Genomic DNA, 24,273 nt, shown 5'->3' with positions numbered 1-24,273 from the left:
AGGTCGTCATGAGGACACAGTGATGTACAAGCTCTTCTTCCGTCTCGTCTTCCGGCGGATGGACCCCGAACAGGCCCACCACCTCGCCTTCCGCTGGATCCGCCTGGCCGCCCGCGTGCCGGTGCTGCGCACCTTCGCCGCGGCCGTCCTGGCCCCCCGCCACCAGGAGCTGCGCACCGAGGCCCTGGGCCTGCGCATGCACGGCCCCTTCGGACTCGCCGCCGGCTTCGACAAGAACGCCGTCGCGATCGACGGCATGTCGATGCTGGGCTTCGACCACGTCGAGATCGGCACCGTGACCGGCGAGCCGCAGCCCGGCAACCCCAAGAAGCGGCTGTTCCGGCTGGTCGCCGACCGCGCGCTCATCAACCGCATGGGCTTCAACAACGACGGCTCGCTGGCCGTCGCCGCCCGCCTGGCCTCCCGCACGCCGGTCTTCCGCACCGTCGTCGGCGTCAACATCGGCAAGACCAAGGTCGTCCCCGAGGAGGAGGCGGCCGGTGACTATGTGAAGTCCGCCGAGCGCCTCGCCCCGTACGCCGACTACCTGGTCGTCAACGTCTCCTCGCCCAACACGCCCGGACTGCGCAACCTCCAGGCCACCGAGGCGCTGCGCCCGCTGCTGAGCGCGGTGCGCGAGGCCGCCGACCGGGCCGTGCCCGGCCGCCGGGTGCCGCTGCTGGTCAAGATCGCGCCCGACCTCGCCGACGAGGACGTGGACGCGGTCGCCGACCTCGCCGTGGACCTCGGCCTGGACGGCATCATCGCCACCAACACCACCATCGCGCGCGAGGGGCTCGGCCTGCGGTCGGGCCCGGGGCTGGTCGCCGAGACCGGCGGGCTGTCCGGCGCGCCGCTCAAGGAGCGCTCCCTGGAGGTGCTGCGCCGCCTCTACGCGCGCGTGGGCGACCGGATCACCCTGGTCGGCGTGGGCGGCGTCGAGACCGCCGAGGACGCCTGGCAGCGCATCCTGGCCGGCGCCACGCTGGTCCAGGGCTACAGCGCCTTCGTCTACGAGGGCCCCTTCTGGTGCCGCGCCATCCACAAGGGTCTCGCCGCCCGCCTGCGCACCAGCCCGTACGCCACCCTCGCCGACGCGGTCGGCGCCGACGTGAGGACGTCCGCATGAGCCCCCTGGAGCCCTTCGGCGCGCGGCTGCGCCGCGCCATGGACGAGCGCGGCCCGCTCTGCGTCGGCATCGACCCGCACGCGTCGCTGCTGGCCGAGTGGGGTCTGAACGACGACGTGGCCGGTCTGGAGCGGTTCAGCCGCACCGTCGTGGAGGCGGTGGCCGACCGGGTCGCCGTCCTCAAGCCGCAGAGCGCCTTCTTCGAGCGGTTCGGCTCGCGGGGCGTGGCGGTGCTGGAGAAGTCCGTGGCTCAGGCGCGGGCGGCCGGCGCGCTGGTCGTCATGGACGCCAAGCGCGGCGACATCGGCTCGACCATGGCCGCTTACGCGGAGTCGTTCCTGCGCGAGGACGCGCCGCTGTTCTCGGACGCGCTGACCGTCTCGCCGTACCTGGGCTACGGCTCGCTCGGGCCCGCCGTCGACCTGGCGCGGGAGAGCGGCGCCGGCCTGTTCGTGCTGGCGCTGACCTCCAACCCGGAGGGCGCCGAGGTGCAGCACGCGGTCCGCCCGGACGGGCGGACCGTGGGCGCGACCGTCCTCGCGCACCTGGCCCGGGAGAACGCGGGGCAGGACCCGCTGGGCTCCTTCGGCGCGGTGGTGGGTGCCACGCTCGGCGATCTGTCCTCGTACGACCTGGACGTCAACGGGCCGCTGCTCGCCCCCGGTATCGGCGCGCAGGGCGCGACGCCGGCCGACCTCCCCGCGGTCTTCGGGCCCGCGGTGCGCAACGTGGTGCCCAATGTCAGCCGGGGTGTGCTGCGGCACGGTCCCGACGTGGCGGCGCTGCGGGACGCGGCGGACCGGTTCGCGGCGGAGATCCGGGCCGCGGTGGCCGCCGGCTGAGGCCCTTCGCGGAGGTTCCGGGGACGTCCCGGGTCTGGATCCACGGCGAAAACCGAGGCAATATGTCCTAAATGTCCGACCTCACCAAGGCTGACCAGGACTTTTCCGCTGTTCTCGCTGACTCTGGCGCCCTCGACCGCTAGTCTCCGTCGAGTGGGGGCGCCTCCCACGCCCTTCAAGGCAGTGGGGGCAGCGGGCAGGCGTGTTGCTCGTGGCCCCCCAGGTGTGGGGCGACTAGGTTCCTCACCGGTCCGTATCCGACAGTTCGACATCCGAGGTGACGTAGGCGTGGCTCTTCCGCCCCTTACCCCTGAACAGCGCGCAGCCGCGCTCGAAAAGGCCGCCGCGGCTCGCCGGGAGCGGGCCGAGGTCAAGAATCGACTCAAGCACTCCGGCGCCTCCCTGCACGAGGTCATCAAGCAGGGCCAGGAGAACGACGTCATCGGCAAGATGAAGGTGTCCGCCCTTCTTGAGTCCCTGCCGGGCGTGGGCAAGGTCCGCGCCAAGCAGATCATGGAGCGACTCGGCATCTCCGAGAGCCGTCGTGTGCGCGGCCTCGGCTCCAACCAGATCGCTTCCCTGGAGCGTGAGTTCGGCAGCACCGGCTCCTGAGCCCCCCGGGGCCCCGCGACCGGGGTCCCGGGCACTGCGGGATTGCTGGAATAATCGCCGCATGGCTGTAACACCCCGGGGGACGACCCCCGTACCCCCGGACGCACGTCCGCGGCTGACCGTGCTCTCCGGCCCCTCCGGGGTCGGCAAGAGCACGGTCGTCGCTCATATGCGCAAGGAACACCCCGAGGTCTGGCTCTCCGTGTCGGCGACGACCCGCAAGCCGCGCCCCGGTGAGCAGCACGGCGTCCACTACTTCTTCGTCACCGACGAGGAGATGGACAAGCTGATCGCCAACGGCGAGCTGCTGGAGTGGGCCGAGTTCGCCGGCAACCGCTACGGCACGCCGCGCGCGGCGGTGCTGGAGCACCTGGAGGCGGGGGTGCCGGTCCTGCTGGAGATCGACCTCCAGGGGGCCCGCCAGGTCCGCGAGTCCATGCCCGAGGGCCGCCTCGTCTTCCTGGCCCCGCCCTCCTGGGAGGAGCTGGTGCGCAGGCTCACCGGCCGGGGCACCGAGCCGCCCGAGGTGATCGAGCGCCGGCTGCGGGCCGCGAAGGTCGAGCTGGCCGCCGAGTCCGAGTTCGACGAGACCCTGGTCAACACCTCCGTCGAGGACGTGGCGCGCGAGCTGCTAGCCTTGATGGACGTCGTGTGATCGTCACGATCATCCCGGCTGATTCTTTCCCATCCATCGGAAGGTAGAGCGTGTCCTCTTCCATCTCCGCGCCCGAGGGCATCATCAACCCGCCGATCGACGAGCTCCTCGAGGCCACCGACTCGAAGTACAGCCTCGTGATCTACGCGGCCAAGCGGGCCCGCCAGATCAACGCGTACTACTCGCAGCTCGGCGAGGGCCTCCTCGAGTACGTCGGTCCGCTCGTCGACACCCACGTCCACGAGAAGCCGCTCTCCATCGCCCTGCGCGAGATCAACGCGGGTCTGCTGACCTCCGAGGCCATCGACGGCCCGGCCCAGTAGGGCGACACGGTAGAGCAGACGCGCATAGGTCGTATCTGCATACCGCAGCAGGTTCTTCTGCTCTTCCACAGGCCCGGCAGCGCGACTGCCGGGCCTGTGGTGTGTCATAGAAGGCGTGCGCCGCACCGGGCGCACCGGGGCCGATTCCGGGGAGAGACGGTGGACAAGCCGAAGGTCGTTCTGGGGGTCAGCGGCGGCATCGCCGCGTACAAGGCGTGCGAGCTGCTGCGCCGGTTCACCGAGTCCGGGCACGAGGTGCGCGTCGTCCCCACCGCCTCGGCGCTCCACTTCGTCGGCGCCGCCACCTGGTCCGCGCTGTCCGGCAACGCCGTCGCCACCGAGGTCTGGGACGACGTCCACGAGGTGCCGCACGTACGCATCGGCCAGCACGCCGACCTGGTGGTCGTCGCCCCGGCCACGGCCGACCTGCTGGCCAGGGCAGCCCACGGCCTCGCCGACGACCTGCTGACCAACACCCTGCTCACCGCGCGCTGCCCGGTGGTCTTCGCCCCCGCCATGCACACCGAGATGTGGGAGCACCCCGCCACCCGGGAGAACGTGGCGACGCTGCGCCGCCGCGGCGCCGTGGTCGTCGAGCCCGCCGTCGGCCGGCTCACCGGCGTCGACACCGGCAAGGGCCGGCTGCCCGACCCGGCGGAGATCTTCGAGGTCTGCCGCCGGGTCCTCGCCCGCGGCGCCGCCGCCCCCGACCTCGCCGGACGGCATGTCGTCGTCAGCGCGGGCGGCACCCGCGAGCCCCTGGACCCGGTCCGCTTCCTCGGCAACCGCTCCTCCGGCAAGCAGGGCTACGCGCTGGCGCGCACCGCCGCCGCCCGGGGCGCCCGGGTCACCCTGGTCTCGGCCAACGCCGAGCTGCCGGACCCGGCCGGGGTGGACCTCGTCCGGGTCGGGACGGCCGTGCAGCTGCGCGAGGCGGTGCTGAAGGCCGCCGCGGACGCGGACGCCGTGGTGATGGCCGCCGCCGTCGCCGACTTCCGGCCCGCCGTCTACGCGGCCGGGAAGATCAAGAAGAAGGACGGCCAGGAGCCGGAACCGGTCGCCCTGGTGCGCAATCCGGACGTCCTGGCGGAGATGTCGGCCGACCGGGCGCGGCCCGGACAGGTGATCGTCGGCTTCGCCGCGGAGACCGACGACGTCCTCGCCAACGGCCGCAGGAAGCTCGCGCGCAAGGGCTGCGACCTCCTCGTGGTGAACGAGGTGGGGGAGCGCAGGACCTTCGGCTCCGAGGAGAACGAGGCCGTGGTCCTGGCCGCCGACGGCGGTGAGACCCCGGTGCCGCACGGGCCGAAGGAGGCCCTGGCCGACACCGTGTGGGATCTCGTGGCCGCCCGGCTCGGCTGACCGCCGCGCCGCTTCGCACGTGACTCGAACACGGGACGCCGCCGCTCAGGTGCCCTGTTCAAGGGCCCCGGGCGCGGGGCAGAATGCCCGTGCCGCAGGTCACAGCACTCCCGAGTGGCGAGACAGGTGGGCCGGCGGCCGAGTGCGACCGATAAACTGTTTCTCGGACGGACCGGGCGCAGCCTCCGTGCCGTCCGCCCATGATCAGCCAGCAGCCGCTGCAACCCCAGGGAGCGTTGTGTCCCGTCGCCTGTTCACTTCGGAGTCCGTGACCGAGGGTCACCCCGACAAGATCGCTGACCAGATCAGCGACACCATCCTCGACGCGCTGCTGCGCGAGGACCCGTCCTCCCGCGTCGCCGTCGAGACGCTGATCACCACCGGCCTGGTGCACGTCGCCGGTGAGGTCACGACCAAGTCCTACGCGGACATCGCGACCCTCGTCCGCAGCAAGATCCTCGAGATCGGCTATGACTCCTCGAAGAAGGGCTTCGACGGCGCCTCCTGCGGCGTGTCGGTGTCCATCGGCGCGCAGTCCCCGGACATCGCACAGGGCGTCGACGCGGCCTACGAGGCCCGCGTCGAGGGCGACGACGACGAACTGGACCGGCAGGGCGCCGGCGACCAGGGCCTGATGTTCGGCTACGCCTCCGACGAGACGCCGACGCTGATGCCGCTGCCGATCTTCCTCGCGCACCGCCTGTCCAAGCGCCTGTCCGACGTGCGCAAGAACGGCACCATCCCCTACCTGCGCCCGGACGGCAAGACCCAGGTCACCATCGAGTACGACGGCGACAAGGCGGTCCGCCTTGACACGGTCGTCGTCTCCTCGCAGCACGCCTCCGACATCGACCTGGAGTCGCTGCTCGCCCCCGACATCCGCGAGTTCGTCGTCGAGCCGGAGCTGAAGGCGCTCCTGGAGGACGGCATCAAGCTGGACACCGAGGGCTACCGCCTGCTGGTCAACCCGACCGGCCGCTTCGAGATCGGCGGCCCGATGGGCGACGCCGGGCTGACCGGCCGCAAGATCATCATCGACACCTACGGCGGCATGGCCCGCCACGGCGGCGGCGCCTTCTCCGGCAAGGACCCGTCCAAGGTGGACCGCTCGGCCGCGTACGCCATGCGCTGGGTCGCCAAGAACGTCGTGGCCGCCGGCCTGGCCGCCCGCTGCGAGGTCCAGGTCGCGTACGCGATCGGCAAGGCCGAGCCGGTCGGCCTGTTCGTCGAGACCTTCGGCACCCACAAGGTGGAGCCCGAGAAGATCGAGAAGGCGATCGAGGAGGTCTTCGACCTCCGTCCGGCCGCCATCATCCGCGACCTCGACCTGCTCCGCCCGATCTACTCCCAGACCGCCGCCTACGGCCACTTCGGCCGTGAGCTGCCCGAGTTCACCTGGGAGCGCACCGACCGCGTGGACGCGCTGCGCCAGGCCGTCGGCGTCTGACCGGTCCCCCGCACACCACCTCGGCTCCCAGGATCTGACCCGACCCGGTCACGGCCCTGGGAGCCGTCGTCGTTGTCAGTGCCGTTTGGTAGGAATGCAAGCGTGAGCAGCGAGAACGGGTCGGGGGCGGGCGGCGCCGAGGGTGCGCCGCCCGAGCAGCTTGCGCTCATCCGGGAGAGCGTGCGCAAGGCCAAGGAGCCCCGCGCCAAGCCCCGGACCTGGCGCGGCGCGGCCCTGGCCCCGCGGCTTCCGGTCGCCCGGGTGCTCGTCGACAAGGGCGTGCTCCACCTCGACCGCACCTTCGACTACGCGGTCCCCGCCGAGCTCGACGCGGACGCGCAGCCCGGGGTGCGGGTCCGGGTGCGGTTCGGGGCCGGCCGGCACCGGGTGCGCGAGGGCCGGCGCGAGGGCGGCGGCCTCATCGACGGCTTCCTCGTCGAGCGGCGCGCCGAGACCGACTACTCCGGGCCGCTGGCCGCGCTCGCCCAGGTCGTCTCGCCCGAGCCGGTGCTCGGCGAGGAACTGCTCGCGCTGGTGCGCGCCGTCGCCGACCGCTACGCGGGCAGTGTCGCCGACGTGCTCCAGCTGGCCGTGCCGCCGCGCAGCGCACGGGCCGAGCGGCGGCCGTCCCCGCAGCCGCTGCCCCCGCCCCCCGCCCCCGACGCCGGTTCCTGGACCCGGTACGAGCACGGCGCCGCCTTCATCGAGTCGCTCGCCGCGGGCGGCACCCCCCGCGCGGTGTGGAACGCGCTGCCCGGACCGCGCTGGAGCGAGGAGACGGCGCGGGCCGTCGCCGCGACGCTCGCCTCCGGGCGCGGTGCGCTCGTGGTCGTCCCGGACGGCCGGATCGCCGCCCGCCTGGACACCGCGCTGACCGGCCTGCTGGGCGAGGGACGGCACGCGCTGCTCACCGCCGACGCCGGACCCGAGAAGCGCTACCGGCAGTGGCTCGCGGTGCGCCGGGGCTCCGTACGGGCCGTGGTCGGCACCCGCGCCGCCATGTTCGCCCCGGTCCGCGACCTCGGACTCGTGGCCCTGTGGGACGACGGCGACGACAGCCACAGCGAGCTGCACGCGCCGCAGCCCCACGCCCGCGAGGTGCTGCTGCTGCGCGCCGCGCAGGACCGGTGCGCCTTCCTGCTCGGCGGCTGGAGCTGCACCGTCGAGGCGGCGCAGCTCGTCGAGACCGGCTGGGCGCGACCCCTGGTGGCGGCGCGCGAGCAGGTGCGCCGGGCGGCCCCGCTCGTGCGCACGGTGGGCGACGGGGACCTCGCCCGGGACGAGGCCGCCCGTGCCGCCCGGCTGCCCTCGCTCGCCTGGCAGACGGCCCGGGAAGGACTGCGCCACGGCCCGGTCCTGGTGCAGGTGCCCCGGCGCGGGTACGCGCCGCGGATGGCCTGCGCCCAGTGCCGGGCCCCGGCCCGCTGCCGGCACTGCGCGGGCCCGCTCCAGGGCCAGGACGCGGGGGTGCTCCGCTGCGACTGGTGCGGGCAGGAGGAGTCCGCCTGGCACTGCCCGGAGTGCGGCTCCCCGCGGCTGCGCGCCCAGGTGATCGGTGCCCGGCGCACCGCGGAGGAACTGGGGCGGGCCTTCCCCGCCGTGCCGGTGCGCACCTCGGGCCGCGAGCAGGTGCTCGACACCGTGCCGGGCACGCCCGCGCTGGTGGTCAGCACACCGGGCGCCGAGCCGGTCGCCGAGGACGGGTACGCCGCCGCCCTCCTGCTGGACGGCTGGGCCATGCTGAGCCGCCCCGACCTGCGGGCGGGCGAGGACGCCCTGCGCCGCTGGATCGGCGCGGCCGCGCTGGTACGGCCGCAGGAGGCGGGCGGCACCGTGGTCGTCGTCGCCGAGCCGACCCTGCGGCCCGTGCAGGCCCTCGTCCGCTGGGATCCGGCCGGCCACGCCTTGCGGGAGCTGTCCGAGCGGGCCGAGCTGGGCTTCCCGCCGGTGTCCCGGATGGCCGCCGTCACGGGCCCGCCGGAGGCGGTCGCGGACTTCCTGCGCGGGGTCGCCCTGCCACCGGCGGCCGAGATCCTGGGCCCCGTGCCGGTACCGGCCACCCCGGCCGGACGCCCCCGGCGGCCCGGCGCGCCGCCCCCCGGCGAGCACTGGGACCGGGCCCTGGTCCGGGTGCCGCCCGGCAGCGGAGCCGCGCTCGCCGCGGCCCTGAAGTCCGCGCAGGCGGCCCGGACGGCGCGCGGGAGCGAAGCGGCGGTGTGGGTGCGCATCGATCCGCCGGACATCGGCTGACGTGTACGCGGGCGCGTGCCGGACCCGGCGTGCCCGGCGTGTCCGGCGGAGGATCCGGGGCCGGAGACAGGGGGAGGGAACGACGGCGGATCCGGGACCGCAGGTGGGGGTGGCGTGCGGGGGAGCGGGGGTGCTCGCCGCGGCGCGGGGGCACGGCGCAGCGTGACGGGGTGTCAGCCGTTGCGCGGGCCCGGGAAGGCCGTGGGCCTGACGTCCTCCCGCAGCGCGGGGCTGCCCGCGGTCGGCTGGGTCGGCATGGAGCGGGCGGCGGGGACCGTGGGCACGGAGGAGATGGCCGGACCCACGTTGACCGGGCGGGGTCCGGGGGTCTCCGGCGTCCGCTCGGGCTCCGCTGCCGCCGCCTGCGCCGCGGCCCGGCGCGCGCCGTAACGGCGGTGCACGGCCTGCTTGGTGACGCCGAGCGCCGAGCCCACGGCGTCCCACGAGAAACCGAGCGAGCGGTCGAAGTCGACGGCCGCCGTGACCAGGGTCTCGACGCTGTCCCGCAGCTCCTGCGCGAGGCGGACCGTCGGGGCGGGGGCGCGCCCGTAGACGACGAAGCCCGTGGAGGGGCCGGTGCGGCGCGGGCGGTAGACGTTGCCCAGCTGGGCGGTGAGCGTGCGCAGCGCGTCCACCTGCCGGCGGACCCGCTCGATGTCCCGCACCAGCAAGTGCAGGCTGGCACGGGCCTGGGCGTCGTGGGTTGCGTGGTCGGCCATGAACAAGCCTCTCGAACCGGCGTTGAAAGGAACGGGCCGTACGAGCGGCCCCTTTTGGTCAACTCTCACTTGACCAACGCGTTTTCGGCCCGCTGGTCACGCTCTGGGGGCGTAAGAGCATGTGCGTACGCCCCCTGCGCGGCGGGCGTGCGCTGCGGGACGGGGTGTGCGCCGCCGCGCGAACAGGCGGGCGCCGCCGGGGCGGGGGGACCGTGCGCGGCCGGAGGCGGCGGCGCACGGTCCCGGGGCTTCCCCGCCGTGGCCGTGGCCGTGGTCGTCCGTGGTCATAGACTTGTGGGCCGCGCATCCCATCCCGACCGAGAGGCCCGCACCCGCTCATGAAGCTCGTCTTCGCCGGTACCCCCGAGGTCGCCGTTCCCGCCCTGGACGCCCTGATCGCCTCCGGGCGGCACGAGGTCGCGGCCGTCGTCACCCGCCCCGACGCCCCGGCAGGCCGGGGCCGCAGGCTGGTCGCGAGCCCCGTCGCCGACCGCGCGGAGGAGGCCGGGATCGAGGTGCTCAAGCCCGCGAGGCCGCGTGACCCCGACTTCCAGCAGCGGCTGCGGGAGATCGCCCCGGACTGCTGCCCGGTCGTCGCCTACGGTGCCCTGCTGCCCCCGAGCGCCCTGGAGATCCCCGCGCACGGCTGGGTCAACCTGCACTTCTCCCTGCTGCCCGCCTGGCGCGGCGCCGCGCCCGTGCAGCACAGCCTCATGGCGGGCGACGAGATCACCGGCGCCTCCACGTTCCTCATCGAGGAGGGCCTGGACTCCGGCCCGGTCTACGGCACCGTCACCGAGCTGATCCGGCCCACCGACACCAGCGGTGACCTGCTCACCCGGCTCGCGTTCGCCGGTGCGGGACTGCTCGCCGCGACCATGGACGGCATCGAGGACGGCAGCCTGAAGGCCGTGCCGCAGCCGGCCGAGGGCGTCACCCTGGCGCCGAAGATCACCGTCGAGGACGCCCGGGTCGACTGGAGCGCGCCCGCGCTGCGCGTCGACCGGGTCGTGCGCGGGTGCACGCCGGCGCCCGGCGCCTGGACGACGTTCCGCGGCGAACGCCTCAAGCTGATCCAGGTCGCCCCCGTGCCCCAGCGCACCGACCTCGCCCCGGGGGCGCTCGCCGTCGGCAAGAACGACGTCCGCGTCGGCACCGGGTCGTACGCCGTCGAGCTGCTGTGGGTCCAGGCCCAGGGCAAGAAGCCCATGCGGGCGGCGGACTGGGCGCGCGGCGCGCGCATCGCCGAGGGCGAGACCCTCGGCGGCTGACCGGCTGACCGGCTGACCGGCTGACCGGCTGACCGCCCGGACTACGAGCCGGCCACCCCTCGGCCCGGCCATCCGGAGGGTCGGCCATCCGGCAGTTCGACCTCCGTCCGCCCGGTCGGGCTGGGGGTGCGGGGCGCTGTGAGGGACGGGGACGGCGGCGGACCGGGGGCGGCGTGTGCGCGGCCGGTCGTCCGTAGTCCTGGCGCGGCGAGCGCAGCGGGGGAGACAGACACGGGGTACGAGGGCTCGGGGGCCGCACGGGACCCGTGGGCCGGAGCGGGCCCAGGGGCCGGGTCGGGTCGGAGCGGACCCGGCGCACGGGCCGTGGGCCGGGCGGACAGCGCATCCGGGCCACGCGCACCGGCGGGCCGCCCGGCGGTCCCGGCCGGACGGGGCGTGCGGGACGGTGCGAGGGATGGGGACGGCGGCGGACCGGAGGCGGCGTGCGCGCGGCCGGTCGTCCGTAGTCCTGGCGCGGCGGGGGAGGCAGACGGGGGGGGCAAGGGCCCGGAGGCCGGAGCGGCATCGGGAGTCGGAGCGGACCCGGGGGTTGGAGCGGCACCGGAACCCGGTGTGGGCCCGGGGGTTGGGGGCCACCGGAACCCGGAGCGGACCCGAGGGCCGGGGCGGCCCCGGGGGTTGGAGGGGCACCGGGAGTCGGAGCGTGCCCGGGGGTTGGAGGGGGGCCCGAGGGCTGGAGGGGCACCGGACCCCGGAGCGGACCCGGGTGCCGGAACGGCACCGGACCCCGGAGCGGCCCCGAAGGCCGGGGCGGCCCCGGAGCCCGAAGTGGAGCCAGCGATGGAGCGGTCCCGGAACCCGGAACGGACCCGAGTGCCAGGACGGCCCAGGGGAACCAGGGGCCGGGTCCGCACCGTAAGCCGAAGCGGACCCGGAAGCCGAAGCGGACCCAGGAGCCGGTGAGGCCCCAGGTGCTGGCGGAGGACCCAGAGGCCGGAGTCGGTCCGGAGGCCGGAGTCGGTCCAGGAGCCGGTGAGGCCCCAGGTGCCGGCGGAGGACCCAGAGGCCGGAGTTGGCCGGAAGGCCGGAGTCGGTCCAGGAGCCGGAGTCGGTCCAGAGGCCGCAATCGGTCCGGAGGCCGGAGTCGGTCCAGGGGCCGGAGCGGCACCGGCGTACGGGCCGTAGGCTGGGCGGACAGCGCATCCGGGCCACACGCACCGGCGGCCCGGGTCCCAGCCGGGGCGTCCGTGCGACGGCGGCCCCAGACATCCGGAGCACCTTTTCGTGAGCGACACCCCCCGTCGGCCCCGCAAGCCCGCCAAGCCCTACCGCCGGCCCCAGAAGGACCCCGTCCGCATCCTCGCCTTCGACGCGCTGCGCGCCGTGGACGAACGGGACGCGTACGCCAACCTCGTCCTGCCGCCGCTGCTGCGCAAGGCGCGCGAGAAGGGCGACTTCGACGGGCGGGACGCCGCGCTCGCCACCGAGCTGGTCTACGGCACGCTGCGCCGCCAGGGCACGTACGACGCGATCCTCGCCGCCTGCGTGGACCGGCCGCTGCGGGAGGTCGACCCGCCCGTCCTGGACGTGCTCAGCCTCGGCGCCCACCAGTTGCTCGGCACCCGTATCCCGAGCCACGCCGCCGTGTCCGCCACCGTCGAGCTGGCCCGGGTCGTGCTCGGCGACGGCCGGGCCAAGTTCGTCAACGCGGTCCTGCGCAAGGTCGCCCGCACCGACCTCGACGGCTGGCTGCAGACGGTCGCCCCGCCCTACGACGAGGACCCCGAGGACCACCTCGCCGTCGTCCACTCCCACCCGCGCTGGGTCGTCTCCGCCCTGTGGGACTCGCTCGGCGGCGGACGCGCCGGCATCGAGGACCTGCTGGACGCCGACAACGAGCGGCCCGAGGTCACCCTGGTCGCCCGGCCCGGCCGGGCCACCACCGACGAACTCCTGCACGAGGAGGCGGCGCTGCCCGGCCGCTGGTCCCCGTACGCCGTGCGGCTCACCGAGGGCGGCGAGCCCGGCGCGGTGGACGCCGTGCGCGAGGGCCGGGCGGGCGTCCAGGACGAGGGCAGCCAGCTCGTCGCCCTGGCCCTGGCGAACGCGCCGCTCGACGGACCGGACCGCGCCTGGCTGGACGGCTGCGCCGGACCCGGCGGCAAGGCGGCCCTGCTCGCCGCGCTGGCCGCCGGGCGCGGCGCGGTGCTGCTCGCCTCGGAGAAGCAGCCGCACCGGGCCGGCCTGGTCGCCAAGGCACTCGCCGGGAACCCGGGCCCGTACCAGGTCATCGCCGCCGACGGGACGCGTCCCGCCTGGCGGCCGGGCAGCTTCGACCGGGTCCTCGTCGACGTGCCGTGCACCGGCCTGGGCGCGCTGCGCCGCCGTCCCGAGGCGCGGTGGCGGCGCCGCCCCGAGGACCTGGAGGGCTTCGCCCCGCTCCAGCGCGGGCTGCTGCGCACGGCGCTGGAGTCGGTCCGGGCGGGCGGTGTCGTCGGCTACGCCACCTGCTCGCCCCACCTCGCCGAGACCAGGGCGGTCGTCTCCGACGTGCTCAAGCAGTTCCCGGAGACCGAACTGATCGACGCCCGGCCGCTGCTCCCCGGCGTCCCCGCGCTCGGCGAGGGCCCGGACATCCAGCTCTGGCCGCACCTGCACGGCACCGACGCGATGTACCTGGCCCTGATCCGCCGGACCGGCTGAGCCCCGGCGGCCTGGGCCGGGGCGCGGCCCCCGGGTACCGCCGTTACGGCCCGGCGCCGCGGCATGGCAGGCTTGGGGCATGGCCGTGCAGATCAACCCCAGCATCCTGTCCGCGGACTTCGCCCGCCTCGCCGAGGAGGCGAAGGCGGTCGAGGGCGCCGACTGGCTCCACGTCGACGTGATGGACAACCATTTCGTCCCCAATCTCACGCTCGGCGTGCCGGTCGTGGAGTCCCTGGCGCGCGCGGCGGACACCCCGCTGGACTGCCATCTGATGATCGAGGACCCGGACCGCTGGGCGCCGCAGTACGTGGAGGCGGGGGCCTCCTCGGTCACCTTCCATGTGGAGGCCGCTGCCGCGCCCGTGCGGCTGGCCCGGGAGATCCGGGCCAAGGGGGCGCGGGCCTCGATGGCGCTCAAGCCCGCCACCCCGATCGAGCCGTACGAGGACCTGCTGCCCGAGCTGGACATGCTCCTGATCATGACGGTGGAGCCCGGCTTCGGCGGACAGGCGTTCCTCGACATCATGCTGCCGAAGATCCGCCGCACCAGGGAGCTGATCGGCCGGCACGGCCTCCAGCTGTGGCTCCAGGTGGACGGCGGGGTGTCGGCCTCGACGATCGAGCGGTGCGCGGACGCCGGCGCCGACGTCTTCGTCGCCGGTTCGGCCGTCTACGGCGCCGAGGACCCGGCCGAGGCGGTCCGTGCCCTGCGCACCCAGGCGGAGAAAGCGACCGCTCAGGCGTCCTGGGTGTGCAACCACTGAGCATCAGGTACGTGAACGGCTCTCATCAGGGCTGATCGACAGCGCCGAATCTGCAAGGATGAACGGCGAATGCACGTGTGAACAGCAGTCGTGTGAACAGCAGTGAGGAGAACGCCGTGTCGGGTATGTCGGCGGGCCGGTCAGCAGTGCGGATGGGACCCGCTGAGCTGGTGCAGGCGGCGGCCATGGCCCGCCGCTTCTACCTCGAGGGCAAGTCCAAGATCCAGATCGCCGAGGAGTTCGGCGTCAGCCGCTTCAAGGTGGCCCGGGTCCTGGAGACCGCCCTCGAACGGGATCTGGTGCGCATCGAGATCCGCGTCCCCGCCGAGCTGGACGCCGAGCGCTCCGACGCGCTCCGCGCCCGCTACGGCCTCAGGCACGCCGTCGTGGTCGAGTCCCCGGCCGAGGCCGAGGAGACCCCGGACCCGGAGAACCTGGGCGAGGTCGCCGCCGACCTGCTCGGCGAACTGGTCGACGAGGGCGATGTGCTGGGCCTGGCCTGGGGCCGCTCCACCATCCACATGGCGGCGGCGCTGGACCGGCTGCCCCCGTGCACCGTGGTCCAGCTGACCGGTGTGTACGACGCGGGGACCTCCGAGCGCGGCTCGGTGGAGGCGGTGCGCCGCGCGGCCCAGGTCTCCGGCGGCGACGCCCACCCCATCTACGCGCCGATGCTGCTGCCGGACGAGGCCACCGCCGCCGCGCTGCGCAACCAGACCGGCATCGCCCGTGCCTTCGAGTACTTCGACAAGGTCACGGTCGCCTGTGTGTCCATCGGCTCCTGGGAGCCGGGCATCTCCACGGTGCACGACATGCTCAGCGACGAGGAGCGCGCCCACTACGCCTCGCTCGGCGTCGCCGCCGAGATGGCCGCGCACCTCTTCGACTCCGAGGGCCGCCGGATCGGCCGGGACCTGGGGGAGCGCTGCATCACGGTCACGGCCGACCAGCTCCGCCGGATCCCCGAGGTGGTCGCCATCGCGGGCGGCCAGCGCAAGGCGGCGGCGATCGACGCGGTGCTCCGCTCCGGCCTGGTCACCAGCCTGGTCACGGACACCTCGGCCGCCGACCACCTGCTGGCGGCCGGACCGGCTCCCAAGTCGGCCCTGAACCGCTCGGACCCGGACGGCGTCTGAGCGCACGGCCCCCTCGGGGGGCCTGGAGCAGGCCGCCGGAGGACGGCCGTGGGAGCATCGTCGGCATGCTGCTGCGGTCCGTCCCCCGCCTGTTCGCGGGGCTCCTCGTCTGTCTCTCCGTCCTGCTGGCCGGGTGTTCCACCGCTCAGGGCCCGGCCTCGCCGGCGTCCTCGCGGTCCGCCTCCCACGGCCACGGCAACCCCTCCGCCGGATCCGGCACGGCCACCCCCTCCTGGGCCCGCGGGCACGGCCACCGTCCGCGTGTCCCGGCTGCCGTCCGAGGCCCGGCAGACCCTGGCCCTGATCGACAAGGGCGGCCCGTTCCCGTACACACAGGACGGTGTGGTCTTCGGCAACCTCGAGCACCGGCTGCCCCGGCACCAGCGGGGCTACTACCACGAGTACACGGTCAAGACCCCGGGCGCGCGCACCCGGGGCGCCCGCCGTCTGATCACCGGGCAGCACGCCGAGCTGTACTACACCGACGACCACTACGACACCTTCCGGGCGGTACTGCGATGAGTGAAGACCCGACCGGGGCGGCTGGTGGTCGCCCTTGACCTCGACGGCATCACGGACAAGGCGGGCCTGATGGACCGCGCCGCCCGCGCCCTCGCGCTGCCCGACTGGTTCGGCCGCAACTGGGACGCGCTGGCCGATTCCCTGGGCGATCCCTCCGTATGGCCGAAAGACGCCGCCGGGCGCGGGCTTCTGCTGGTCGTCGTGGGGTGGCGCCCCTACGCCGAGGCCCGTCCCGAGGAGTGGCGCATCGCGCGGGAGGTGTTCGCGCAGGCGTCGCAGCGCACCCCCGCGCTCACCGTCGCCCTCGCCCTTGGAGGTTCCTCCTAACCCCCCGCTGACCAGCCTGGATGTTGTGACAGGGCATGACGGGCCATACGGCATGGGACAATGAAGTACGTGCTCTTTCCCCCTGGCTGACCTGTCCGGGGGCCACCTCTGATCGACTGGGATGTGCAGCACGTGCGTTTCCTCAACGACATCCAGCCCGCGTACGACCTGACGTACGACGACGTCTTCATGGTGCCGAGCCGCAGCGCGGTCGGCTCGCGTCAGGGCGTGGACCTCAGCTCCCCGGACGGCACGGGCACCACCATCCCGCTCGTCGTCGCCAACATGACCGCGATCGCCGGCCGCCGCATGGCCGAGACCGTGGCCCGGCGCGGCGGTCTGGTGGTCATCCCGCAGGACATCCCGATCGAGGTCGTCACCGAGGTGACCTCCTGGGTCAAGGGCCGCCACCACGTCCTGGACACCCCCATCGTGCTGGCCCCGCACCAGACGGTCGCCGACGCCCTGGCCCTGCTGCCCAAGCGCGCGCACAACGCCGGTGTGGTCGTCGACGAGGACCAACGGCCCGTCGGCGTGGTCACCGACCGGGATCTCACCGGGGTGGACCGCTTCACCCAGCTCGAAGTGGTGATGAGCAAGGACCTGCTCCTGCTGGACGCGGACATCGACCCGCGCGAGGCGTTCAACCGGCTCGACGCCGCCAACCGCCGCTACGCGCCCGCCGTCGACCGGGACGGCCGCCTGGCGGGCATCCTGACCCGCAAGGGCGCCCTGCGGGCCACGCTGTACACCCCGGCCGTGGACGCGCAGGGCAGGCTCCGGGTCGCCGCCGCCGTCGGCATCAACGGCGATGTGGCGGGCAAGGCCAAGCAGCTCCTCGACGCGGGCGTCGACACGCTCGTCATCGACACCGCGCACGGCCACCAGGAGTCGATGATCAGCGCGGTCCAGGTGGTCCGCGCCCTCGACCCGCGGGTGCCGATCGTGGCCGGGAACATCGTCTCCGCCGAGGGCGTCAAGGACCTGATCGACGCGGGCGCGGACATCATCAAGGTCGGGGTGGGCCCGGGTGCCATGTGCACCACCCGCATGATGACCGGTGTGGGTCGCCCGCAGTTCTCCGCCGTGCTGGAGTGCGCGGCCGAGGCGAGGAAGTACGGCAAGCACGTGTGGGCCGACGGCGGTGTCCGCCACCCCCGCGACGTCGCCATGGCACTGGCCGCCGGCGCGTCCAACGTGATGGTCGGCTCCTGGTTCGCGGGCACCTACGAGTCGCCCGGCGACCTCCAGCAGGACGCCAACGGCCGCCTCTACAAGGAGTCCTTCGGCATGGCCTCCGCGCGCGCGGTGCGCAACCGCACCTCGGAGGAGTCGGCGTACGACCGGGCCCGCAAGGCGCTGTTCGAGGAGGGCATCTCCACCTCCCGGATGTTCCTCGACCCGGACCGCCCGGGTGTCGAGGACCTGATCGACTCGATCATCGCGGGCGTCCGCTCCTCCTGCACCTACGCCGGTGCGGGCTCCCTGGAGGAGTTCGCCGAGAAGGCGATCGTCGGCGTCCAGAGCGCCGCGGGCTACGCCGAGGGCAAGCCGCTGCACGCCAGCTGGAGCTGACCGGCACCCGCTGAGGCGAGGCCCCCGCTCTCCCGGTGACGGGAGCGCGGGGGCCTTCCGCATGCCGGACACACCCGGTCAGTCCCACCCGTCCCGCACGCAACGGACGAAAGCACCGGCGCAACGAACACCCGCGCCGGGCCCCGGAACGCAACGATCATGCGGGGAGACGCAAGGTTGCTGCATTACGCTTGTGAAGCGCAGCCTCATAAGGTCTGCGCTGTACATGGCGTGGCAGGGACCCCGCTCGGTGGGTCCCCGCGGGACGGGGCGCCACCGGTCCCGCCCGCTCCGACACATCGCAGCGACAAGGAGCCGCGCGTGCTCGACCAAGGCGCACCCCCGGACCGCAGCACCACCGTCCCCCCGTCTCTCGGCGCCCGCCTGATGCGCCGCAAGCCGGTGGAACGCCTGGTCGCAGAGGGCGGTCAGGGTGAGGGCGGAACGCTCAGGCGGTCCCTGGGGCTGTGGCAGCTCACCATGATCAGCATCGGTGCCACCCTGGGCACCGGCATCTTCGTGGTGCTCGGCGAGGCCGTCCCCAAGGCCGGGCCCGCCGTCACGCTCTCCTTCGTGATCGCCGGTCTCACGGCGCTCTTCTCCGCCCTCTCCTACGCCGAGCTGGCCGGCACCATCCCGGTCTCCGGATCCTCGTACTCGTACGCATACGCAACGATGGGCGAGCTGATCGCCTGGATCTGCGGCTGGTGCCTGGTCCTGGAGTACGGCGTGTCGGTGGCCGCCGTCGCCGTCGGCTGGGGCGAGTACCTCAACGAGCTGCTCAAGGGCACGATCGGCGTGACCATACCCGCGGCCCTGTCGGCGCCGCCCGGCGACGGCGGGGTCTTCAACCTGCCCGCGCTGCTCGTCGTGCTGCTCGCGATGGTCTTCCTGCTCGGCGGCGCCAAGGAGTCGGCCCGCGCCAACACGGTCATGGTGTGTGTGAAGATCGCCGCGCTGATCCTGTTCTGCGCCATCGGCGTCCAGGGCTTCCGCTCCGGCAACTACTCCCACTTCATGCCGCTCGGCATGGGCGGTGTCAGCGCGGCGGGCGCGACGCTGTTCTTCTCGTACATCGGCTTCGACGCCGCCTCCACCGCCGGTGAGGAGGCCAAGAACGCGCAGCGCGACCTGCCCCGCGCGATCATGCTCTCCCTGGTCATCGTCACCGCGCTGTACGTCCTGGTCGCCGCCGTCGCGGTGGGCGCCAAGCCCTGGCGGCAGTTCAACGACTCGGAGGCCGCCCTCGCCCAGATCATGCGCGATGTCACCGGCCAGAGCTTCTGGGGGACGCTGCTGGCCTTCTGCGCGGTCATCGCCATCGCCAGCGTCGTACTGACCGTGCTCTACGGCCAGACCCGCATCCTGTTCGCCATGTCCCGCGACGGCCTGGTGCCCAAGGCGTTCTCCCGCGTCCACCCGAAGTCCGGCGCGCCCCGGGTGAACACGCTCATCGTGTCCCTGTTCTGCGGTGTGCTGGCCGCCGCCATCCCGCTGGGCCAGCTCGCGGACGCCACCAGCATCGGCACCCTCTTCGCCTTCGCCCTGGTCAACGTGGCCGTCGTGGTGCTGCGCCGGACCAGGCCCGCCATGCGCCGCACCTTCCGGGTGCCGCTGTCGCCGGTGCTGCCCGCGATCGGCTTCGTGCTGTGCGTGTGGATGATGGGCAGCCTGTCCACCGTCACCTGGGTGGTCTTCGGGATCTGGATGGCCGCCGGGCTCGTGATCTACTTCCTGTACGGCCACCGCCGTTCCCGTCTCGCGGCCGGTTCCGGCCCCGCGACGGCAGCCCAGTAGACCGGACGACCGGACCCGAGCCCGGAGAAATGACCCGCACCCCGTGCTGAACGAACTCGACGAACGCATCGTGCACGCCCTCGCCGAGGACGCCCGCCGCTCCTACGCGGACATCGGGCAGCTGATCGGACTGTCCGCGCCCGCCGTCAAACGGCGCGTGGACCGGCTGCGCGCCACCGGCGCCATCACCGGCTTCACGGTCCGCGTCGACCCGGCGGCGCTCGGCTGGCACACCGAGGGCTATGTGGAGATCCACTGCCGGCGCAACACCTCGCCGGAGACGATCCAGCGCGGCCTGGAGCGCTACCAGGAGGTCGTGTCCGCGTCCACCGTCACCGGTGACGCGGACGCGATCGCCCAGGTCTTCGCCGCCGACATGCGCCACTTCGAACGGGTCCTTGAGCGCATCGCGGGCGAGCCGTTCGTGGAGCGCACCAAGTCGGTCCTGGTCCTCTCCCCGCTGCTGCGCAGGTACTCCTCCGGCTCACCCACCTGAGCCCCTTCCTCACTCGGTGGGATACACCGGGTGCCAGGGCAGCACCGTGAAGTCGCCGGTGCCCGGCTCGACGGTCTCGAAGGGCGCCGCGCCCAGGCAGCGCGGCACCGTGAGCTTCTCGGTGTCCTCACTGATCCAGGTGTAGCCCACCCGGTCGTGCCGCCCGTCGTCGGTGACCGTGATGCCGACCCGGCGCCCCTTGAACGGGGTGTCCGAGTCGGTCACCACGCCCGTCAGCACCGCCGTCCGCCCGCCCGTCGTCAGGCAGTCGACCCGGCCCCGTGCGTAGCCGCCCCTGCCGTTCAGATAGTGGCTGAAGGCGAACGTGCCGTACGCCTTGAGCGGGTCCATGGTGTCCTTCGCCGCCAGATGCGCGTCGAAGGAGAAGGTGATGTCGTCGCCGAGCGGCCGGTACAGCTTGGCCGTGCCGGTCAGGGCCGCCGCCTCGCGCTGTGGCGGCCGGCCGCGCCCGCCGTCGGCGGCAGCGACGGCCGTACCCGTCGCGCACACCGCTAGCGCGGCCGCCGCGGCCGCCGGCACACGCATCCGTCCCCTGCCCATGGGCACCTCCCGTGATCGTTCCTGCCCGGTCCCTCCGGGTGTGCCCACCCTCCCGCCGCCCGGGGCCCCGGCGCGTCGTCCGCCGGTCGGCACCCGCCTCCGCCGCGCGGGGGAGGCGCACCGGCCGGACGTACCCCCGCGGCGGCAGCGCGGCGGCGTCCGCCGCGCAACGAATCGCCGCGGGCGCCGCCCGGGGCGCAACGGATCGCCCGCACAGACGCAACGGTCCCGTCTTGTCCCTCCGACCAGGCGAAACGTACCGTCGTTCCGGCCCCCCGACCGCGCCCCGCACCCTCCCTAGGACCGCCATGCCGCCGCTGCGCACCGCCCTGCTCCAGAGCTCCGGCCGCCCCGGCTCCGTCGCCGAGAACCTCAAGGTGCTCGACACCGCCGCGGGCCGCGCCGCCGAGGCAGGTGCCGGGCTGCTGGTCACCTCGGAGATGTTCCTGACCGGGTACGCGATCGGCGACGGCGTCGGCCGGCTCGCCGAGCCCGCCGACGGGGAGGCGGCCGACGCCGTCGCCGAACTCGCCTGCCGGCACGGCCTGGCCGTCGCCTACGGCTACCCGGAGCGGGCCGGCGAGGCCGTCTTCAACTCCGTCCAGCTGATCTCCGCCGACGGCACCCGGCTGGCCGGCTACCGCAAGACCCACCTCTTCGGCCCCTTCGAGCGCGAGGTGTTCACGCCCGGCGACGAGCCCGTCGTCCAGGCCGAGCTGGGCGGCCTGAGGGTCGGCCTGCTGATCTGCTACGACGTCGAGTTCCCGGAGAACGTCCGCGCGCACGCCCTGGCCGGTACCGACCTCCTGGTCGTCCCGACCGCGCAGATGCACCCGTTCCAGTTCGTCGCCGAGTCGCTGGTGCCGGTGCGCGCCTTCGAGAACCAGCTCTACGTCGCCTATGTCAACCGGGCCGGGCAGGAGGGCGACTTCGAGTTCGTCGGCCTCTCCGTCCTCGCCGGACCCGACGGCAGCGCCCGCGCCCGCGCCGGCCGCGGCGAGGACCTGCTCCTCGCCGACGTCGACCCCGCCGCGCTCGCCGCCTCCCGCGCGGCCAACCCGTATCTGAGCGACCGCCGCCCCGGCCTCTACGGTTCCCTCGGCACCCCCGGCTGACGCCCGCCCCGCCCCCGCAACCCCGCGACCTTCCCCGTGCAAGGAGTCCGTACCCCATGACGTCCACCGTGCCCAACGCCGTCGAGCACGCAGACGAGCAGCAGCCGCCGATCACCATGTTCGGCCCGGACTTCCCGTACGCCTACGACGACTTCCTCGCCCACCCGGCCGGGCTCGGCCAGATACCCGCCACCGAGCACGGCGCCGAGGTCGCGGTCGTCGGCGGCGGCCTGTCCGGGGTCGTGGCCGCCTACGAGCTGATGAAGATGGGTCTGAAGCCCGTCGTGTACGAGGCGGACCGGATCGGCGGCCGGCTGCGCACCGTCGGCTTCGAGGGCTGCGACGAGTCGCTGACCGCCGAGATGGGCGCGATGCGCTTCCCGCCCTCCTCCACGGCGCTCCAGCACTACATCGACCTGGTGGACCTCAGGACCCGGCCCTTCCCCAACCCGCTCGCCGAGACCACCCCCTCGACGGTCGTCGACCTCAAGGGCGAGTCGCACTACGCCGAGACCGTCGACGACCTGCCGCAGGTCTACCGGGACGTCGCGGACGCCTGGGGCCGGTGCCTGGAGGAGGGCGCCGACTTCTCCGACATGAACCGCGCCCTGCGCGAGCGGGACGTGCCGCGCATCCGCGAGATCTGGTCGCGCCTCGTGGAGAAGCTCGACAACCAGACCTTCTACGGCTTCCTGTGCGACTCCGAGGCGTTCCGGTCCTTCCGGCACCGGGAGATCTTCGGCCAGGTCGGCTTCGGCACCGGCGGCTGGGACACCGACTTCCCGAACTCCATCCTGGAGATCCTGCGCGTCGTCTACACCGAGGCGGACGACCACCACCGCGGCATCGTCGGCGGCTCGCAGCAGCTGCCCCTCAGGCTGTGGGAGCGCGAGCCGGAGAAGATCGTCCACTGGCCGTACGGCACCTCGCTGAAGTCCCTGCACCCCGGAGGCGAGCCGCGCCCGGCCGTGACCCGGCTGCACCGCACCGCCGGCAACCGGATCACCGTGACGGACGCCGACGGCGACATCCGCACCTACCGCGCCGCGATCTTCACCGCCCAGTCCTGGATGCTGCTGTCCAAGATCCAGTGCGACGACGAGCTGTTCCCGATCGACCACTGGACGGCGATCGAGCGCACCCACTACATGGAGTCCAGCAAGCTGTTCGTGCCGGTGGACCGGCCGTTCTGGCTGGACAAGGACGAGGCCACCGGGCGGGACGTCATGTCGATGACGCTGACCGACCGGATGACCCGCGGCACGTACCTGCTGGACGACGGCCCGGACAAGCCCGCCGTGATCTGCCTCTCCTACACCTGGTGCGACGACAGCCTGAAGTGGCTGCCGCTGTCCGCGAACGAGCGGATGGAGGTCATGCTGAAGTCGCTGTCGGAGATCTATCCGCGGGTCGACATCAGGAAGCACATCATCGGCAACCCGGTGACCGTCTCCTGGGAGAACGAGCCCTACTTCATGGGCGCGTTCAAGGCCAACCTGCCCGGCCACTACCGCTACCAGCGCCGCCTGTTCACCCACTTCATGCAGGACCGGCTGCCCGCGGACAAGCGGGGCATCTTCCTGGCGGGCGACGACATCTCCTGGACGGCCGGCTGGGCCGAGGGCGCCGTCCAGACCGCGCTGAACGCGGTCTGGGGCGTGATGCACCACTTCGGCGGGGCCACGGACGCGGCCAACCCGGGCCCCGGCGACGTCTACGACGAGATCGCGCCCGTCGAACTCCCCGAGGACTGAGCCCGGCCGCGGGCCGTCACAGCCCCGCGGCCCGCGCCTTCTCGTACAGCTCGGCGGCCACGTCCTTCAGCTCACCGGCGTCCCGCAGGGTGCTCTGGACATCGACCAGGATCTCCTGCATCCCCAGCTCCACATAGGGGAACAGGTCCTCGACGATCTGGTCGACGCTGCCGTGGAAGTGCGCCCGGTCGGCGCCCTCCTGGGCCTTGGCCGCGTAGCGGGCGTTGGCCCGCAGCACGGTCCGGATCGGCTGCTGCCGGCCGCGCTCGGCGGCCAGATCCTGCAAGGCGTGCCACTGCGCGGCCACCTGGTCGATGCCCATGCTGGTCGGCAGCCAGCCGTCCGCGTGCTCCACCAGCCGCTCACGCGCCTTGCGGCTGCCCGCGGCCAGCAGGACGGGGATGGGCCGGGCGGGCTTGGGGCCCACCAGCGCCGAGTCGATCCGGGTGACCGGGCCGTGGTGGCGCACCGGGTCCGGGCCCCACACCGCGCGGCAGACGTCGATCACCTCGTCCAGCACCCGGCCGCGCTCCTCGATCGGGCGGACGCCCGCCGCCGCGTACTCGTCCGTCGACCAGCCGGTGCCGAAGCCCGCGATCACCCGGCCGCCGCTGGCCGCGTCCAGCGAGGCGAGCGAGCGGGCGAGCTGGAACGGCACGTGCAGCGGCGCCACGAGCACGCTGGTGCCCAGGTCCACCCGCTCGGTGGCCGCCGCGGCGAGGGTGAGCGTGACCAGCGGCTCGGCCACATGGCGGTAGGCGTCGGGCCAGGGCAGGCCCTCGATGCCGTACAGGCCCTGGGTGGCGGGCTCGGGGAACAGCGCCCGCTCGTACACCCACAGGCTGTCGTAGCCGATCTCCTCCGCGGCCCGCGCCACGTCGGGCACGTCCCTGCCGAGGTCGTACTGCCGGTTCTGCGGAAGGCCCAGTCCCAGACGGGTCGCCATGGCG

At 73.7% G+C, this 24,273-nt stretch carries 21 protein-coding genes and 1 pseudogene; 19 read left to right on the top strand and 3 right to left on the bottom strand.

Going from position 1 to position 24,273, the window contains the following annotated elements:
* Nucleotides 1-22 precede the first annotated feature (22 nt).
* From R4Z62_RS05145 to R4Z62_RS05110, 8 genes are all read left to right on the top strand, one after another.
* On the top strand, nucleotides 23-1,129 hold the full coding sequence (locus tag R4Z62_RS05145) for a quinone-dependent dihydroorotate dehydrogenase (protein ID WP_491519231.1): 1,107 nt from the start codon (nucleotides 23-25) through the stop codon (nucleotides 1,127-1,129).
* Complete coding sequence (gene pyrF, locus R4Z62_RS05140) at nucleotides 1,126-1,971, top strand: orotidine-5'-phosphate decarboxylase (protein ID WP_491519230.1); 846 nt, start codon at nucleotides 1,126-1,128, stop codon at nucleotides 1,969-1,971. Before R4Z62_RS05145 ends, pyrF begins: the two co-directional genes overlap by 4 nt.
* A gap of 288 nt (nucleotides 1,972-2,259) precedes the next feature.
* Entirely contained in the window at nucleotides 2,260-2,583 is a 324-nt protein-coding gene (locus R4Z62_RS05135; protein ID WP_003977346.1) for an integration host factor, read from the top strand.
* 61 nt (nucleotides 2,584-2,644) lie between these two features.
* Nucleotides 2,645-3,238, top strand: a complete 594-nt coding sequence (gmk, locus tag R4Z62_RS05130; RefSeq protein WP_051115955.1) for a guanylate kinase — start codon at nucleotides 2,645-2,647, stop codon at nucleotides 3,236-3,238.
* Nucleotides 3,239-3,288: 50 nt separating this feature from the next.
* On the top strand, nucleotides 3,289-3,561 hold the full coding sequence (gene rpoZ, locus R4Z62_RS05125; RefSeq protein ID WP_018570191.1) for a DNA-directed RNA polymerase subunit omega: 273 nt from the start codon (nucleotides 3,289-3,291) through the stop codon (nucleotides 3,559-3,561).
* Between the two features lie 159 nt (nucleotides 3,562-3,720).
* Entirely contained in the window at nucleotides 3,721-4,923 is a 1,203-nt protein-coding gene (gene coaBC / locus R4Z62_RS05120) for a bifunctional phosphopantothenoylcysteine decarboxylase/phosphopantothenate--cysteine ligase CoaBC (RefSeq protein ID WP_355482627.1), read from the top strand.
* Nucleotides 4,924-5,161: 238 nt separating this feature from the next.
* Nucleotides 5,162-6,370 (top strand): methionine adenosyltransferase, encoded by a 1,209-nt coding sequence (gene metK / locus R4Z62_RS05115; protein ID WP_355482629.1) that lies wholly within the window; start codon nucleotides 5,162-5,164, stop codon nucleotides 6,368-6,370.
* 102 nt (nucleotides 6,371-6,472) lie between these two features.
* Nucleotides 6,473-8,620 carry a primosomal protein N' gene (locus R4Z62_RS05110; RefSeq protein ID WP_491519229.1) on the top strand — a complete coding sequence of 716 codons (2,148 nt, stop codon included), beginning with the start codon at nucleotides 6,473-6,475 and terminating at the stop codon, nucleotides 8,618-8,620.
* A 173-nt stretch (nucleotides 8,621-8,793) separates the two neighbouring features.
* Here the strand turns inward: R4Z62_RS05110 and R4Z62_RS05105 are convergent, their stop codons facing one another.
* On the bottom strand, nucleotides 8,794-9,339 hold the full coding sequence (locus tag R4Z62_RS05105) for a hypothetical protein (protein WP_018570187.1): 546 nt from the start codon (nucleotides 9,337-9,339) through the stop codon (nucleotides 8,794-8,796).
* 338 nt (nucleotides 9,340-9,677) lie between these two features.
* Here R4Z62_RS05105 and fmt point away from each other — a divergent pair, with 338 nt between their 5' ends.
* From fmt to R4Z62_RS05060, 9 genes and pseudogenes are all read left to right on the top strand, one after another.
* A complete protein-coding gene (gene fmt / locus R4Z62_RS05100) occupies nucleotides 9,678-10,610 on the top strand; it encodes a methionyl-tRNA formyltransferase (RefSeq protein ID WP_064531627.1) in 933 nt (310 codons plus the stop codon).
* A 1,245-nt stretch (nucleotides 10,611-11,855) separates the two neighbouring features.
* Nucleotides 11,856-13,274 carry an RsmB/NOP family class I SAM-dependent RNA methyltransferase gene (locus R4Z62_RS05095; protein WP_355482634.1) on the top strand — a complete coding sequence of 473 codons (1,419 nt, stop codon included), beginning with the start codon at nucleotides 11,856-11,858 and terminating at the stop codon, nucleotides 13,272-13,274.
* Nucleotides 13,275-13,353: 79 nt separating this feature from the next.
* Complete coding sequence (gene rpe / locus R4Z62_RS05090) at nucleotides 13,354-14,040, top strand: ribulose-phosphate 3-epimerase (RefSeq protein ID WP_064531623.1); 687 nt, start codon at nucleotides 13,354-13,356, stop codon at nucleotides 14,038-14,040.
* Between the two features lie 92 nt (nucleotides 14,041-14,132).
* Entirely contained in the window at nucleotides 14,133-15,176 is a 1,044-nt protein-coding gene (locus R4Z62_RS05085; protein ID WP_079158841.1) for a sugar-binding transcriptional regulator, read from the top strand.
* Nucleotides 15,177-15,241: 65 nt separating this feature from the next.
* Nucleotides 15,242-15,698 (top strand): annotated as a pseudogene (locus R4Z62_RS05080) (guanyl-specific ribonuclease).
* A 69-nt stretch (nucleotides 15,699-15,767) separates the two neighbouring features.
* Nucleotides 15,768-16,025, top strand: coding sequence for a barstar family protein (locus R4Z62_RS05075; RefSeq protein ID WP_491521843.1), 258 nt, complete (start codon nucleotides 15,768-15,770; stop codon nucleotides 16,023-16,025).
* Nucleotides 16,026-16,148: 123 nt separating this feature from the next.
* A complete protein-coding gene (locus R4Z62_RS05070; RefSeq protein WP_079158840.1) occupies nucleotides 16,149-17,600 on the top strand; it encodes a GuaB1 family IMP dehydrogenase-related protein in 1,452 nt (483 codons plus the stop codon).
* Nucleotides 17,601-17,921: 321 nt separating this feature from the next.
* Complete coding sequence (locus R4Z62_RS05065) at nucleotides 17,922-19,397, top strand: amino acid permease (RefSeq protein ID WP_064531617.1); 1,476 nt, start codon at nucleotides 17,922-17,924, stop codon at nucleotides 19,395-19,397.
* A gap of 43 nt (nucleotides 19,398-19,440) precedes the next feature.
* Nucleotides 19,441-19,893, top strand: a complete 453-nt coding sequence (locus tag R4Z62_RS05060; protein ID WP_064531615.1) for an Lrp/AsnC family transcriptional regulator — start codon at nucleotides 19,441-19,443, stop codon at nucleotides 19,891-19,893.
* 9 nt (nucleotides 19,894-19,902) lie between these two features.
* On the opposite strand, the gene R4Z62_RS05055 is transcribed toward R4Z62_RS05060, so the two are convergent.
* Nucleotides 19,903-20,454, bottom strand: a complete 552-nt coding sequence (locus R4Z62_RS05055; RefSeq protein WP_064531614.1) for a hypothetical protein — start codon at nucleotides 20,452-20,454, stop codon at nucleotides 19,903-19,905.
* Nucleotides 20,455-20,771: 317 nt separating this feature from the next.
* On the opposite strand from R4Z62_RS05055, the gene R4Z62_RS05050 reads away from it, so the two are divergent.
* Complete coding sequence (locus R4Z62_RS05050) at nucleotides 20,772-21,569, top strand: carbon-nitrogen hydrolase family protein (protein WP_491521842.1); 798 nt, start codon at nucleotides 20,772-20,774, stop codon at nucleotides 21,567-21,569.
* Between the two features lie 56 nt (nucleotides 21,570-21,625).
* Nucleotides 21,626-23,323, top strand: coding sequence for a flavin monoamine oxidase family protein (locus R4Z62_RS05045; protein ID WP_064531612.1), 1,698 nt, complete (start codon nucleotides 21,626-21,628; stop codon nucleotides 23,321-23,323).
* 16 nt (nucleotides 23,324-23,339) lie between these two features.
* Here R4Z62_RS05045 and R4Z62_RS05040 read toward each other — a convergent pair whose 3' ends face one another.
* Nucleotides 23,340-24,269, bottom strand: coding sequence for an LLM class F420-dependent oxidoreductase (locus R4Z62_RS05040; protein ID WP_491519228.1), 930 nt, complete (start codon nucleotides 24,267-24,269; stop codon nucleotides 23,340-23,342).
* Nucleotides 24,270-24,273 lie beyond the last annotated feature (4 nt).

The organism is Streptomyces sp. PL-25 (assembly GCF_058344915.1).
Note: the sequence above shows the minus strand (reverse complement) of the source record. Positions and strands in the feature narration are given on the sequence as shown.

What these genes read in the sequence shown, in the direction of transcription:
- R4Z62_RS05145 (WP_491519231.1), top strand. Translation starts at nt 23, where the DNA reads ATGTACAAGCTCTTCTTCCGTCTCGTCTTCCGGCGGATGGACCCCGAA.
- pyrF (WP_491519230.1), top strand. Translation starts at nt 1,126, where the DNA reads ATGAGCCCCCTGGAGCCCTTCGGCGCGCGGCTGCGCCGCGCCATGGAC.
- gmk (WP_051115955.1), top strand. Translation starts at nt 2,645, where the DNA reads ATGGCTGTAACACCCCGGGGGACGACCCCCGTACCCCCGGACGCACGT.
- R4Z62_RS05105 (WP_018570187.1), bottom strand. Translation starts at nt 9,339, where the DNA reads ATGGCCGACCACGCAACCCACGACGCCCAGGCCCGTGCCAGCCTGCAC.
- fmt (WP_064531627.1), top strand. Translation starts at nt 9,678, where the DNA reads ATGAAGCTCGTCTTCGCCGGTACCCCCGAGGTCGCCGTTCCCGCCCTG.
- rpe (WP_064531623.1), top strand. Translation starts at nt 13,354, where the DNA reads ATGGCCGTGCAGATCAACCCCAGCATCCTGTCCGCGGACTTCGCCCGC.
- R4Z62_RS05075 (WP_491521843.1), top strand. Translation starts at nt 15,768, where the DNA reads ATGGACCGCGCCGCCCGCGCCCTCGCGCTGCCCGACTGGTTCGGCCGC.
- R4Z62_RS05055 (WP_064531614.1), bottom strand. Translation starts at nt 20,454, where the DNA reads ATGGGCAGGGGACGGATGCGTGTGCCGGCGGCCGCGGCGGCCGCGCTA.
- R4Z62_RS05045 (WP_064531612.1), top strand. Translation starts at nt 21,626, where the DNA reads ATGACGTCCACCGTGCCCAACGCCGTCGAGCACGCAGACGAGCAGCAG.
- R4Z62_RS05040 (WP_491519228.1), bottom strand. Translation starts at nt 24,269, where the DNA reads ATGGCGACCCGTCTGGGACTGGGCCTTCCGCAGAACCGGCAGTACGAC.